The sequence below is a fragment of the Kitasatospora sp. NPDC089913 genome (assembly GCF_044748625.1).
Taxonomy (GTDB): domain Bacteria; phylum Actinomycetota; class Actinomycetes; order Streptomycetales; family Streptomycetaceae; genus Kitasatospora.
Map to the genome: position 1 here is coordinate 1 of NZ_JBIVGI010000051.1, position 12,902 is coordinate 12,902.

Consider the following 12,902-nt stretch of genomic DNA (forward strand, 5'->3'; position numbering starts at 1 on the left):
CCCCGCGCCCGCCGCTGGTCGCGGCCGCGCCCGGGGGGGCCGCCGCGGCCACCAACACCCGGGCCCCCCCCGGGGGGGGCCCCCCCCCCGGGGGGGGGCCCCCCCCCGCTCCGTCGTTCCCCGGCCCCGGGGCAGGACCCCGGCCCGGGGAATGGAACGCGGTTCTACTTCGCGACCACGCCGGCGTCCGGTGCCAGGGTGCCCACGGACACCAGGACGATGATCAGGATGCCGAGCGCGATCCGGTAGATCACGAACGGCATGAAGCTGTTGTTCGAGATGTACTTCAGGAACCAGGCGATCGCCGCGTATCCGACCACGAAGGCGATCCCGGTGGCCAGGACGGTCGGCCCCCAGGCCGGCGCGGGGCCCTCGCCGATCTTGAACAGCTCCAGCACGCCGGAGGCCAGCACCGCCGGGATCGCCAGCAGGAACGAGTACCGGGCCGCCGCCTCCCGGCTGTAGCCGAGCAGCAGGCCGGCGCTGATCGTGCCGCCGGAGCGGGAGACGCCGGGGATCAGGGCGAGCGCCTGGGCCATGCCGTAGGTGGCCGCGTGCGGCAGGGTCAGGTCGGAGATCGGCTTGGCGTGCCGGACCGCCCGGGTCCGGTCGGCGATCGCGAGCACCACGCCGAAGAGGATCAGCGTGCTGCCGATGATCCGCAGATCGCGCAGGTCCTGCTCGATGGTGTCCTGGAACAGCTTGCCCAGGATGCCGATCGGCAGGGTTCCCATGATCACGAACCAGCCCATCCGCGCGTCCTGGTGCGAGCGCAGCGCGGGCCGGAACAGCGAGAGCGTCCAGGTCTTGATGATCGAGGCGATGTCGCGGCGGAAGTAGATCAGCACGGCGGTCTCGGTGCCGAGCTGCGTCACCGCGGTGAACGCGGCCCCCGGGTCCTGCCAGCCGAACAGGGCCGGGAAGACCCGGAGGTGGGCGCTGGAGGAGATCGGGAGGAACTCGGTGAGCCCCTGGATCAGGCCGAGGACGGCCCCGTGGAACCAGTCGATCACCGGACACCCGCCCGGGGTATCCGTCGGTCGATGCGCATGAAGCGTTCCTTGTTGGTCGGTGCGGGAACGGCCCTGCGAACCGGTCGGCGCGGTCCAGCGGCGCGGTCCGATGGCAGGCGAACGACCGGTCCCGCCCGGCGCTCGGGCCGCGCGCGGGCCCGGCGTCCGCCTGATGCTACGCCGTTCGGGTGACAGCTTTTCGCCCGCCCCACCCCCGGTGCACCGTCCGTCGCCCCGGTCCTCCCGTCTGTCGCCCTGTTCCTCCCCGCTTCCTCCCGGCTTCCTCCGGTTTCGCCCCGACCTCCTCCGGCTTCCTTTGATTCCGTCCGGGCCGCGCCCGGGCCGTGCTCAGGCGGTGGTCGGCCGGGCCCGCGCCCAGGTCCGGTCCTCGGTCGGATAGGTGTCGACGGTCAGCCCGGCCTCGGAGAGGGCCCGTTCGAACTCGGTCCGGTCCATCGGGCGGGACGGGAAGGTCTGGGTCCACCGGGCGTCCGGGAACTCGTACACCACGTGGATCCGGTTCACCCCGTCTCCCAGGGGTGTGGCCGATTCCACCCTGACCAGGCCGTCCTTCCCGATCGCCCGCTCGCGCGGGACGTTCGTCTGCCAGTCCTCGCCCTCGCGCTGGACGAGCACGCAGCCGTCCGGGGCGACGTGCCGGCGGCAGGTCTCCAGCAGGCCCCGGCGGACGGCGAGGCTGCCGGCGTGCACCAGGAAGGAGGCGAGCAGGACGACGTCGAAGCGTTCGCCGAGGTCCAGCCGTTCGATCGGGGAGAGTACCGTGCGGGCCCCGCGGATCCGCTCCAGCATCCGTGCCGACTCGTCCACGGCGGTGACCCGGAAGCCCCGCTCCACCAGCGGGTGGGTCATCCGGCCGACACCGCAGCCGAGTTCCAGCAGGCTCGCGCCGGACGGCACGGCGCCGGCGATCACCTCGATCTCGTCGCGGACCGGCAGCCGTTCGTACATCTCGACCGCGCAGCCGTCCGGGGTGATCGCCCCGGGGCCGGTGCCGTCGTATCCCTCGCGTCGTTCGTCGGTCATGCGAACCATCGGAGCACGGCAGGTGCGCGGTGGGAAGAATGCGGCCCGATCAGGCTTGGAAGATACCCCCAGGGGGTATACAGTCGTCGACGAGCCGGGCAGCACGGCGAAGGAACGAGTACCTGGAGGACGACATGGCGCACCCCGCCCAGCACGAGCGGCAGCACAGCGGTCACAGTCACCACGGGCACGATGGGGGTCACGGGCGGCACGAGGAGCACGGGCGGCACATGAACCACGAACAGCACCGACACCATGCGGACCACATGGACCATTCAGACCATTCGAGCCACTCGAGCGACTCGAGCCACTCGGGCAGTGCGGGGCACGCGCACCACGGGGCCGGCGGCGGTGGCGTGACCTGGGCGGCCGCCGCGCAGGCGACCCTCCACTGCCTCACCGGCTGCGCCATCGGCGAGATCCTCGGCATGGTTCTCGGCACCGCCTTCGGCCTGCACAACGGCGGCACCGTGGTGCTCTCGGTCCTGCTGGCCTTCGTCTTCGGCTATGCGCTGACCATGCGCGGCGTGCTCAAGGCGGGCCTGGACGTCCGCACCGCGGTGAAGGTCGCGCTGGCCGCCGACACCGTCTCGATCATCGTCATGGAGATCATCGACAACAGCGTGATGGTGACCGTTCCCGGTGCCATGGACGCGGGTCTCGGTGACACCCTGTTCTGGTTCGCGCTGGCCGGTTCGCTGGTCCTGGCCTTCCTCCTGACCGTCCCGGTCAACAAGTGGATGATCGGCAAGGGTCGCGGCCACGCCGTGGTGCACGCCTACCACCAGCACTGACCGGTCCAACGGCACCGACCGTGCCACCAGCACTGACCGGTCCACCGGCGCTGCCCGCCGCCCCGGACGCCGCGGCCCGCGCCGACCCCTCCGCAGGGGTCGGCGCGGGCCGCGGCGTTCTCGCGTGCCGGGGTCCGGGCCCGCCGTGCCGGGTCCCGGCTCCCGGCCCCGCTCAGGCCGGGCGGTCCAGCTCCGTGAGGGTCGTGCGCAGCCAGTCCCGCTCGGCGGCGGTGGTGGCGCGCGCGATCAGCAGCATCCCCCGGCGGAACGGGTCGGCGGTCTCCTCGGCACCGACCGGCCGGTCCCCGTCGTAGAAGAAGCTCGCCGGTTCGTCGAGGAACGCGAGGCGGCGCCGGAGCACGGCCGCCTGCGTGGCCGGCTCGTCGTCGAGGTGGCGGAGGAAGGCGAGCACGGTGAACCAGCGGTTCTCGTCGCTGATGTCCAGGTCGTCCGGGGTGCGCAGGCGCTCCAGCAGGGTGGCCCGGCCGGCGTCGGTGAGTCGCAGGGTGTGCCGGGGGGCGGCCGCCGCGCCGGGTTCGGTCGAGCGGACGAGGAGTCCGTCGGCTTCCAGGCGCTTGATCGCCGGGTAGAGCGTGCCGTCGCTGATCGGCCGCACGTGGCCGGTGAGCGCGGCGAGATGGCGGCGCAGTTCGTAGCCGTGCAGGGGCCGGTCGTGGAGGAACCCGAGGATCGCGAGCTTCAGCATGGGCCCACTCTGCCAGACCGGGCGATATATATCGGTGTTGCTATACCTCGGCATCGAGGTATGGTCACTGCGCCGCCCCGGGAAAGGTGCCGGGCGGTGGCCGTCCCCGGGGGTTTTCCACGGGCCCCTGTCGACAGCAGGAACAGCAGAAGGAGAACGACCGTGCGCGACACCACCGTCACCCCCGACGGGGACCGGATCCGCTGGGTGGAGGTCCCCGGAAAGGAGCCCGTCCGCCTCTACCTGCACGGCCTCGGCTCCAGCTCGCCCGTCTACTACGCCGCGGCCGCCGCCCACCCCCTGCTCACCGGCCACCGCGCGCTGCTGCTCGACCTGCTCGGCTTCGGCATCAGCGACCGTCCCACCGGCTTCTCCTACACCCTGGAGGCGCACGCCGACGCCGTCGCGGCGGCCGTCCGGGCGGCGGGGGCGGAGCGGGTCGAGGTGATCGGCCACAGCCTGGGCGGCGCGGTCGCGATCGTGCTCGCCCACCGGCATCCGGGGCTGGTCGGCCGGCTGGTCCTGGTCGACTCCGTCCTCGACCCGGTGGCCCCGACTCGGGGCCCGGGCGGCAGCGGGCTCGCCTCCTTCACCGAGGAGGAGTACCTGGCCGGCGGGTGGGAGCAGGTGGAGCGGTGGGCCGGCCCGTTCTGGTGGGCCACCATGCGGCTCGCCGGACCCGAGGCACTGCACCGCAGCGCCGTCCACCGCTGCCGGCCGACCGTCCCGACCCTGCGCGAGCAGCTGCGCGGTATCGACGTGCCGCGCACCTTCCTCCACCCCGAGGCCGACGGTGAGCCGACCGGCGCGGACGCGCTCCGGGAGTCGGGGGTGGCACTGGTGGCGGTGCCGGACTGCGGGCACAACATCATGATCGACAATCCGGACGGCTTCGCCGCGGCCACCGCCGCCGCCCTGGCATAGGGTCGTTCCGCCTGTCCGCCTGTCCGCCTGTCCGCCTGTCCGCCCGCTCGTCCGCTGACCGCCCGCCGTCCGTCCGTCCGTCCGCCGCCCGATCCCGCGAGGAGTGCCCGTGCTGCCGATCGACGTGCCCGAGGCGCTGCGCTCCTCCCTCGCCGAGGCCGACGGAGCGGCCGGCCGCGCCTGGGTCGACGGACTGCCCGCGCTCGCGGCCGGGGCGGCGGACCGCTGGGGGCTGCGTCCCGACGGTCCGCCCGCGCACGGTGCCGTCGCCCTGGTCCTGCCCGTCCGGCGGGCCGACGGCTCCCGGGCCGTGCTCAAGCTCCAGCGCGAGGACGAGGAGACGGCGGGCGAGCCACTGGCGCTGCGGGCCTGGAACGGCCGCGGCGCCGTCCGGCTGCTCGAGCACGACCCGGCCACCGGGTCGATGCTGCTGGAGCGCCTCGACCCGGCCCGCTCCCTGCTCACCCTCCCCGACGACCGGGCCGCCACCCTCGCCCTCGCCGACCTGCTGGCGGAGTTGACGGATCACCGGGCCCCGCCCGGCCTGCGGACCCTGGCCGGGATCGCGGACGGCATGCTGGCCGAGGTCCCGGCCGCGCGGGAGCGACTGGCGGCGGAGGCCGACCGCCGGCTGCTGGCGGACCTGGCCGCCGCCCTCCGCGAGGTCCGGCCCGAGCCGGGCGACCGGCTGCTCCACTGGGACCTGCACCACGGCAACGTGCTCGCCCCGCCCGGCCCCGGCCCCCGCGCACCCTGGCTCGCCATCGACCCCAAGCCCCTGGCCGGCGACCCGGGCTTCGAACTCCTCCCGGCCCTGCGCAACCGCTGGTCCGACCTCACCGCCACCGGCGACCTCCCGCGCGCCCTGCGCCTGCGCTTCGACCTGCTGACCGACCGCCTCGCCCTGGACCGCCCCCGCGCCGCCCGTTGGACCCTCGCCCGCGTCCTGCAGAACGTGCTCTGGGACATCGAGGACGGCGAGCATGCCGTCGACCCGGCCCAACGCGCGATCGCCGAGGCCCTGTCGGGGCGATCGACATCCGCGCCGCGGTAGGCGACTTCGATCGACGACAGCGTGGGGTGGGGTGCCGGGAGCGGCGTGCCACCCGACGGGACGAGGACCCTTCCGCGCGCGTTTCCGCGATCGGTGGCGGCCACCTCGGTGACCCGCACGCGACGGCGACGGCCGAACCCGGTCAGGAGGTCATCGGCGTGGACGTCGACCGGGCCGAGGTCGACCGGCTGGACGCGGGCGGACGCCCGATCCGCGGGGCCGGGCTGCCGGGACTGTCGACCCGGCACACCGCCGACGGCCGCCTGCGGTTCACCAGGGACAGCACCGGAGCGACCTCACCGACGACCTGACCGCCGCCCTCACCGGAGCCGAGCTCGTCGTCCTGGCCACCGAGTGGCCCGACCCCGGCGGGCAGCCGACGGCACGGCGCACCAGCTGGGCCCGGAAGCCTCAGTGCGGGCCCGCGGGCCTGCGGGCCCTGGTCGCGTTCGCGGTGCCCGGCCCGGACCGGTCCACGTCCTCGGTGATCTGCTCGAGGACGGTCGGCCGCTGCCGGGATCACCCGCTCAGGACGGAAAAGCGCAGCGGGGTGCCCGGGCGGGTCTGTGCGGCGGCGGCGAGGTCGGCGGGGGGCACGACGCCGACGACGGGGTAGCCGCCGGTGGTCGGGTGGTCGGCCAGGAAGACCACCGGCAGCCCGTCCGGCGGGACCTGGACGGCGCCCAGCACCATGCCCTCGCTGGGGAGTTCGCCGTTCCGGGCGCGGACCAGCGGCGGTCCTTCGGTGCGCAGCGCGATCCGGTTGCCGGCCGGCGAGACCCGGTAGGTGTCGCGGGCGAGCCGGGTGAGCGCGTCCGGGGTGAACCAGTCCGCCCGGGGGCCGAGCCGCAGCCGCAGCACCAGTTCCCGCGGGGGAGCGGGCAGCGGGACCAGGTCCGCCGCCGCCCGGCCGGGCGGCCGGGGGCCGACCGGCAGGCGGTCGCCGGCGGACAGCGGGGCCGGGCCGAGCCCGGACAGCAGGTCGGCCGAGCGGCTGCCGAGCACCGGCGGGACGGCGATCCCGCCGGCGACGGCCAGGTAGGCGCGCACCCCGGCGGTCGCGGTGCCGACGTCGAGCACCGCCCCGGCGGGCACCGCGACCGGCGCGCCCCAGGCGGCGGGCCGGCCGTCCACCCGGACCGGGCAGGGGGCCCCGGTCACCGCGACCAGCAGCGGCCGCAGGGCCCGCACCGCGACGCCGCCCAGGGTGGTCTCCAGGGCGGCGGCCCCGGGTCCGTTCCCGAGCAGGCGGTTGGCCGCCCGGAGCGCGGGTTCGTCCACCGCCCCGGCCCTCGGCACCCCGAGGTGGGCGACCCCGCGCCGTCCGAGGTCCTGCACGGTGGTCAGCGGACCCGGCCGTACCACCTCGAGCCCGTCCGTCCCGGCGGTCACCGGGTGCCTCCCCGGACCGGGGTGAAGCGCACCCGGGTGCCCGGGGCGAGGAGCGCGGCCGGGGTGCGGGTGGTGTCCCACAGGGGGAGCGCGGTGCGGCCCAGCAGCTGCCAGCCGCCGGGGGAGGAGCGCGGGTAGACGCCGGTGTAGGGCCCGGCCAGGGCGACCGAGCCGGCCGGGACGGTGCTGCGCGGGGTGGCCCGGCGCGGCACCTCGTACCGCGAGGGCAGGCCGGTGAGGTAGCCGAAGCCGGGGGCGAAGCCGCAGAACGCCACCACGTACTCGGGCGCGGTGTGGATCCGGACCGCCTCCTCGGGCCGGACGCCCCAGTGCGCGGCGACCTCGGCGAGGTCGGCACCGTCGTAGACGGTGGGCACCTCGATCAGCGGACCGGAGGCGGTGGCCGCCCGGTCCGGGCGTGCGGTGCGCAGCAGCCGGGCCAGCGCGGGGACGTCGGCCACGCCGTCCAGCAGGACGGTGTGCGCGGCGGGCACGATCTCCTCGACCGGCGGCAGCCCGCCGGCCGACTGCCGTTCGCGCAGCCAGTGGTAGAGCGCGGTGACGTCGGCGGCGTCGGGCAGCTCGACCAGCAGCGCGTGCTCGCCGACGGGGCGCAGCACCGGGCCGGGGGTGTCGGCGGCCGGGCGGCCGGCTCGGTCGCCGGCCCGGCCGCCGGTGCCGCCGGTGCCGCCCGCCGTCATGCGAAGGCCTCCACCCGGACCCCCGCCGAGGCGAGCGCCCCCCGGATCCGCCAGGCGAGCTGGGCCGCGCCGGGGGTGTCGCCGTGGACGCAGAGCGAGCGCGCCTCGACGGCGATCCGCTCGCCGCCGATCGCGTCAACGGCGCCGTCGCGGGCGATGCCGACCGCGCGGGTGATGACGGTTCCGGGGTCGTGCACCACGGCGTCCGGTTCGCGGCGCGGGACGAGGGTGCCGGCCCAGGTGTAGGCGCGGTCGGCGAACGCCTCGGTGACCACCGGCAGCCCGACGTCCCCGGCGACCGCCAGCAGCCGGGAACCGGGCAGGCCCAGGACCGGCAGCGGTCCGTCGCAGACCGCCCCGGCGCGCAGGATCCCGGCGACGACGGCCTCGGCCTGCTCGGAGTCGGCGACCACCCGGTTGTAGAGGGCGCCGTGCGGCTTGACGTAGGAGACCCGGGAGCCGGCGGCGCGGGCGAAGACCTGGAGGGCGCCGATCTGGTAGGCGATCTCGTCGGCGAGTTCCTCCGGCGGCACGTCCATGGCCCGGCGGCCGAAGCCGGCGAGGTCCCGGTAGGAGACCTGGGCGCCGATCCTGACCCCGCGTTCGGCGGCCAGCGAGCAGACCCGGCGCATGGTGGAAGGGTCTCCGGCGTGGAAGCCGCAGGCGACGTTGGCGCTGGTGACGACGGAGAGCAGGGCCTCGTCGTCGGTCAGCGTCCAGCGTCCGAACCCCTCACCGAGGTCCGCATTGAGATCGATCACCGCATCGGTCACGCCCGTCCGCCTCCCAGCAGCTGTTGAGGCAGATGGTAGGGCCTGCGCCCGGTCGGCCCGCCCCGGGTGACGGTCGGGCGGCCCCCGGTGACAGTCGGTCCGTCTTCCGGCGGCGGTCGGGCGGCCCCCGGTGACGGTCGGTCCGTCTCCCGGCGGCGGTCGGGCCACCCCCGGTGACGGTCAGCCCGCCGCCGGGGCCGTTCCGTGTCCGGGGCCGCCCGACCCGCCCGGCCCGCCCGGCTCGGTCGGCCGGGGTCCTTCGGGGAGCCGGGCCACCCGCGCGGCGAGCTCGGCCCGTTCGACCAGCGGCCGCAGCGCCCGCAGCACGATCAGCAGCGGTACCACGCCCACCACCCCGAACGACATGTCGATGAAGCGCCAGTACAGCGGGATGCCCCGGAGCGGCCCGCAGATCAGCGCGAGCGGGACGATGCCGGCGCAGGCCAGCACCGCCCAGCGGATCACCCAGACGTTGCGCACCGGGTCCTTGAGCGGTCCCGCGAACGCCGCCGCGATCACCAGGTGGGCGAAGGCGAGCCAGTCGGTGCCGTAGGCGAGGAAGGGGTAGCGGTCGTTGGTCCCGGCGATGCCGTCCCGGACCCGGACGATCCAGTCCAGCAGGGCGGGGAAGCGCTCGGTCACCGGCGCGCCGGGGCCGGCGGCCAGGTCGGCGAGCCAGCGGGTTTCGCTCTCCAGGGGGAAGGCCGTCAGTCCGCTCAGGACCAGGCACACCACGAAGACCCGGAGCAGGCGCCGCACCCTTCGCAGGGTCGTCCGGTCGCTGTCGGTCGCGTCGTTCATCTGCGTCCACCCATGACGAGGAGGCAGGTCGGGCTGCTCCCGCCTGCACGGGAGTGACTCTATGCCTCCGAATTGAACGTGTTCAACTCGCTCCGGCGAAGGTGTCCCGGAGCTGCCGCGGAGGTGGCCGGACGCACGCGGGCCCGGTACCCGGGGCGGGTACCGGGCCCGCGTGGACGCCCGGAGGGAACCGGGGTCAGGGCGTGTAGGTGAAGGCCGTCGGCGTCGCGGCGGAACCGCCCGGGGTGACCAGGGTGACCGGGACGGTGCCCGAGCCGGCCGGGGCGGTGACCACGCACGCGGTGTCGGTGCAGCTGCCGCTCGCCGGGGTGTTCCCGAACAGCGCGAAGCCGTTGGTCAGACCGGTGCCGGTGATCGTCACCGCGGTGCCGCCGGCGGCCGGGCCGGTGCTCGGCGCGAGCGCGGTCACGGCGGGCGCGGCCGGGGTCACCGGAGCCTGGGGCCCGCTGCCCAGCAGGTAGCGGGAGACGTTGTCGGACGGGTCGACGTCGTCCTTGTTGGCCGCCGTGACGGTGATCACCCCGGACGGCCGGGTGCCGTGCGAGCTGACCTGGACCTTCATGAAGTCGCTGCGCCCGGGCGCCCGGGTGCCGGTGAACACGGCCTCCAGCCGGCGGCCGTCGGGGGAGACGGTCTGGGTGAAGGTGTAGTCGTACGGGGTGGAGTACATCAGCGCGCCGCTGGTGGTGAGACCGGGCGGCAGGTCGACGGTCAGCCGGGTCACCCCGGTGAGGTCGGTGGTGCCGGTGGACTTCCAGGTCACGCTGAAGCTGGTGTTGTCGACCGGGAACATCGGGTAGTTGCCGGCCTGCGTCACGGTGACGTTGGGGCCGCTCGCGGCGGTGGCGGCCGCGACGGCGGTGGGCGCGGCGGTGGCGGCTGCGGCGGCGACGGTGAGCGTGGTCACGGCCAGTGCGGCGGCGAGGCCGCCTCGAACCAGTCTGGTGATCATACGAAGCATCATGGCCGAGTCCGGGGATCACCGGGAGGCTTTTCTCGAAAGCGAGTTCTATTGGGGGGAGGCCCGGCCGGGCCCCGGCCCCGGGCCTGTCCGGAAGGTCCGTTTCGGTCGATGTCGGGGCCTGCCTCTACTCTTGTCCACCGTGACCGTCATCGCCGACCAGCCCACCGAGCACGGCCCCCGGCCGCCCGCCGGGCCCGCCGTCGCCGCCGCGCGGCCCGCGCCCGGCCCCGCCGCCGACGAGGGCCTGGCGCGCCGGCTCAAGGCGCTGGCCTGCACCGCGCCCCTGCACGACCTGGACAACCGCAAGGTGATGCTGGCCGGCGAGTACGGCGGCTACGCGATGGCCGAGGTCGGGCTCGCCGCGATCGACCTCGTCACCCTCAACATGGACTTCGACACCGGCGCCGACCGGGAGATAGTGCTGGCCCGGCTGCTGCCCCGGGTCGCCGCCCAGGCCCCCGGCCGCACGGTCGCCGAGCACCAGCGGGTCGGCCGCTGGGTGCTGGAGTCCCTGATCAACGTCGGCAGCGTCGACCGCGGCTTCCGCGCCGTCTACGGCACCTTCGGCGCCGACGGCGAGTACGTCCGCCGCGACTACGACTTCAAGCTGATCGAGGAGGTCCCGGGCCCCGACGGCGGCGTCTACCTGCGCACCACCGACGAGGCGGTCAACGTCCTGGTCGGCGCGCTGGACACCGACGTCACCTCCGCCCAGATCGCCGCCGAGGTCAAGCTGGAGGTGCTGATCCGGCGCGGCCGCCTGGCCGACGCCCAGCTCGCCGCCGAGCAGGCCCGCTACCGCACCGTCCAGTACGCCGAGACGCTGCGTCGCGCCCTGGAGGCCACCCGCCGCAACGTCCGCGCGGTCGACTGGATGCAGGCGATCCCGGACCTCATCGACGAGGCGCTCGACCACATCGCCGACCGCTACCGGCACGAGAACGCGATTCTCACCAACATCCGCAAGGCCCGCGACGAGGCCGAGGACCCGGAGCACAAGCGCCGGGCCGCCGAGCTGGTCGACATCGTCAAGGACTGCATCCGCCGCCACACCCAGCTGCAGACCAGGCTGCTGGAGGCGGGCCCGCTGTTCCGCGCCGAGCAGGACCGGCAGGCCTTCGCCACCCCCGGAGCCCGCAGCGGCATCGACCTCTACGGCCAGCTCCTCGCCCCGCTGCTCCGGCTGCCGATAGCGCAGGCCGTCCGGCCCACCGGCGCGTTCTTCGCCCGCGGCACCGGACTGCGCACCCCCGTCTCGGTGCGCGTCGCGGACCTGGTCGACCTGCTGCTCACCCCGCCCGTCGAGCGCGAGCACCTCGGTGCCGAGCTGCCCGACCCGGACCTCGTCGCCACCCCGGACGACAGCCGGTTCTCCGAGGCCCAGCTGGAGGCCGCGCTGGTCCTGCTCGACCTGCCCGCCGACGCGCCCCGCCGGCTCTCCGGGCTGCTCGCCGAGGCCCGCGGACAGGACCCCGAACTCCCGTACCTGGTCGCCCTGCTGGCGGTGCACGCGGCCAGTCCGCCGGTCGGCACCGCCTACCGGCAGGGCGAGGAGCGGCTGCTCTTCGCGGTCGACGACGGCACCCCGCTGCACGACCCGGAGTTCGGCGGCGCCGACCTGATCGTCGGCAGCGCCCTGCTCGACGCGGCGGGGATGGCCGCCGACCGCAAGGACGCCGGCTGACCGCCGGCCCCCGCGTCCCGCCGTGAAGCCGCACCGAACGATCCGCCCGTGAACCGCCCGCCCGTGCACCACCCGCCCGCGCACCACCGCAACGCCCCCGAGGAGCACCGCCCGTGACGACCCACCACGACACGTCCTGGGCGCCCGAGACCGAACCGGCCGCCCCCGCGCCGATCACCCCGGCCGACGTCGCGGACGCCGCCCGCCTGGTCTCCTTCGGCCTCCAGGCCAAGCTGCTCCCCGCCCGCGACACCGAGTACGCCGAACTCGTCCGCCGGCACCGCGAGGACCCGCCGTTCGCCCGCCTCGCCGACGCCGTCGCCACCGGCATGGGCCTGGTCGTCCTGGAGGTCTCCCCGCGCGCCGGCATGGCCGTCGCCGCCGCCGAGGACTCCGTCTTCGCCGTCCGGATGGGCGACTACTCGCGCCGCGCCGCGTCCGAGTCCACCGACCGCTTCCTGCACGGCCTGGCCCACCTGGCCGTCGCCGCGATGGCCTTCCCCCGCCCCGAGGACCTCTCCGACGACGGCTACCTCGGCCGGATCACCGTCAACGGCGTCGACGCCTTCGTCCGCCAGGCCTGCCGCCGCCTCGAGGAGCAGGCCGCCGCCGACGGCGACAACACCGACCCGCAGAGCGACGCCCCCGGCCTGGAGGCCGCCTGGCGGGTCTGGGCCCGGCGCACCGCCACCGGAGCCACCAAGGACGCCCGCCGGCTCTCCGGCTCGACCATCGGCATCGTCGCCAAGGCCGTGCTGTTCCTGGTCGACTCGGGCTTCCTGCAGAAGGTCTCCGACGACGCCGGCGGCACCTACCGCACCACCGCCCGCTACCAGCTCCAGGTCCGCGACCTGGCCGGCGGCGCCGCCATGGCCGAACTGCTCGACCTCGGCATCGTGCCGGTGTCCGACGGCAGCGCCTCCCTGCTGCCCCCGGACACCGGGGACGACCTGGTCGCCGACGCCGGACTGCCGTTCCACTCGCTCTAGCCCCCGCGCCCCGGCCCCCACGCCACGGCCCCGACTCCCCAG

At 75.3% G+C, this 12,902-nt stretch carries 14 protein-coding genes; 6 read left to right on the forward strand and 8 right to left on the reverse strand.

Annotation, left to right across the window (positions count from 1 at the left end):
* Positions 1 to 164 precede the first annotated feature (164 nt).
* Entirely contained in the window at positions 165 to 1,010 is an 846-nt protein-coding gene (locus tag ACIPYS_RS38940) for an undecaprenyl-diphosphate phosphatase (RefSeq protein ID WP_231978698.1), read from the reverse strand.
* 351 nt (positions 1,011 to 1,361) lie between these two features.
* A complete protein-coding gene (locus tag ACIPYS_RS38945) occupies positions 1,362 to 2,057 on the reverse strand; it encodes a class I SAM-dependent methyltransferase (protein WP_400755265.1) in 696 nt (231 codons plus the stop codon).
* Between the two features lie 266 nt (positions 2,058 to 2,323).
* Here ACIPYS_RS38945 and ACIPYS_RS38950 point away from each other — a divergent pair, with 266 nt between their 5' ends.
* Entirely contained in the window at positions 2,324 to 2,851 is a 528-nt protein-coding gene (locus ACIPYS_RS38950; protein ID WP_400755266.1) for a DUF4396 domain-containing protein, read from the forward strand.
* A gap of 172 nt (positions 2,852 to 3,023) precedes the next feature.
* Here ACIPYS_RS38950 and ACIPYS_RS38955 read toward each other — a convergent pair whose 3' ends face one another.
* Positions 3,024 to 3,557 carry a PadR family transcriptional regulator gene (locus ACIPYS_RS38955; RefSeq protein WP_400755268.1) on the reverse strand — a complete coding sequence of 178 codons (534 nt, stop codon included), beginning with the start codon at positions 3,555 to 3,557 and terminating at the stop codon, positions 3,024 to 3,026.
* A gap of 162 nt (positions 3,558 to 3,719) precedes the next feature.
* On the opposite strand from ACIPYS_RS38955, the gene ACIPYS_RS38960 reads away from it, so the two are divergent.
* The 3 genes from ACIPYS_RS38960 to ACIPYS_RS38970 all read left to right on the forward strand — a co-directional run bounded on the left by ACIPYS_RS38960 (position 3,720) and on the right by ACIPYS_RS38970 (position 5,846).
* Positions 3,720 to 4,481, forward strand: a complete 762-nt coding sequence (locus ACIPYS_RS38960; RefSeq protein WP_400755270.1) for an alpha/beta fold hydrolase — start codon at positions 3,720 to 3,722, stop codon at positions 4,479 to 4,481.
* 103 nt (positions 4,482 to 4,584) lie between these two features.
* A complete protein-coding gene (locus ACIPYS_RS38965) occupies positions 4,585 to 5,535 on the forward strand; it encodes an aminoglycoside phosphotransferase family protein (protein WP_400755272.1) in 951 nt (316 codons plus the stop codon).
* Positions 5,536 to 5,561: 26 nt separating this feature from the next.
* Positions 5,562 to 5,846: a hypothetical protein gene (locus ACIPYS_RS38970; RefSeq protein WP_400755274.1), complete on the forward strand. Its 285-nt coding sequence runs from the start codon at positions 5,562 to 5,564 to the stop codon at positions 5,844 to 5,846.
* 208 nt (positions 5,847 to 6,054) lie between these two features.
* On the opposite strand, the gene ACIPYS_RS38975 is transcribed toward ACIPYS_RS38970, so the two are convergent.
* From ACIPYS_RS38975 to ACIPYS_RS38995, 5 genes are all read right to left on the reverse strand, one after another.
* A complete protein-coding gene (locus tag ACIPYS_RS38975) occupies positions 6,055 to 6,927 on the reverse strand; it encodes a biotin-dependent carboxyltransferase family protein (RefSeq protein WP_400755276.1) in 873 nt (290 codons plus the stop codon).
* Positions 6,924 to 7,628: a 5-oxoprolinase subunit PxpB gene (gene pxpB, locus ACIPYS_RS38980; protein WP_400755278.1), complete on the reverse strand. Its 705-nt coding sequence runs from the start codon at positions 7,626 to 7,628 to the stop codon at positions 6,924 to 6,926. Before pxpB ends, ACIPYS_RS38975 begins: the two co-directional genes overlap by 4 nt.
* Positions 7,625 to 8,401 carry a LamB/YcsF family protein gene (locus ACIPYS_RS38985; protein WP_173862015.1) on the reverse strand — a complete coding sequence of 259 codons (777 nt, stop codon included), beginning with the start codon at positions 8,399 to 8,401 and terminating at the stop codon, positions 7,625 to 7,627. Before ACIPYS_RS38985 ends, pxpB begins: the two co-directional genes overlap by 4 nt.
* A 180-nt stretch (positions 8,402 to 8,581) precedes the next feature.
* On the reverse strand, positions 8,582 to 9,202 hold the full coding sequence (locus ACIPYS_RS38990; RefSeq protein WP_231978390.1) for a hypothetical protein: 621 nt from the start codon (positions 9,200 to 9,202) through the stop codon (positions 8,582 to 8,584).
* Positions 9,203 to 9,398: 196 nt separating this feature from the next.
* A complete protein-coding gene (locus ACIPYS_RS38995) occupies positions 9,399 to 10,175 on the reverse strand; it encodes an IPT/TIG domain-containing protein (protein WP_107452496.1) in 777 nt (258 codons plus the stop codon).
* Positions 10,176 to 10,335: 160 nt separating this feature from the next.
* Between ACIPYS_RS38995 and ACIPYS_RS39000 the strand changes: the two genes are divergently transcribed.
* Positions 10,336 to 11,871, forward strand: a complete 1,536-nt coding sequence (locus tag ACIPYS_RS39000) for a hypothetical protein (protein WP_093864709.1) — start codon at positions 10,336 to 10,338, stop codon at positions 11,869 to 11,871.
* A 113-nt stretch (positions 11,872 to 11,984) separates the two neighbouring features.
* A complete protein-coding gene (locus tag ACIPYS_RS39005) occupies positions 11,985 to 12,860 on the forward strand; it encodes a hypothetical protein (protein WP_030396861.1) in 876 nt (291 codons plus the stop codon).
* The last annotated feature ends 42 nt before the right edge of the window (positions 12,861 to 12,902 follow it).

Coding starts and splice junctions, on each gene's coding strand:
- ACIPYS_RS38945 (WP_400755265.1), bottom strand. CDS start 2,057: ATGACCGACGAACGACGCGAGGGATACGACGGCACCGGCCCCGGGGCG.
- ACIPYS_RS38950 (WP_400755266.1), top strand. CDS start 2,324: ATGGACCATTCAGACCATTCGAGCCACTCGAGCGACTCGAGCCACTCG.
- ACIPYS_RS38955 (WP_400755268.1), bottom strand. CDS start 3,557: ATGCTGAAGCTCGCGATCCTCGGGTTCCTCCACGACCGGCCCCTGCAC.
- pxpB (WP_400755278.1), bottom strand. CDS start 7,628: ATGACGGCGGGCGGCACCGGCGGCACCGGCGGCCGGGCCGGCGACCGA.
- ACIPYS_RS38990 (WP_231978390.1), bottom strand. CDS start 9,202: ATGAACGACGCGACCGACAGCGACCGGACGACCCTGCGAAGGGTGCGG.
- ACIPYS_RS38995 (WP_107452496.1), bottom strand. CDS start 10,175: ATGATCACCAGACTGGTTCGAGGCGGCCTCGCCGCCGCACTGGCCGTG.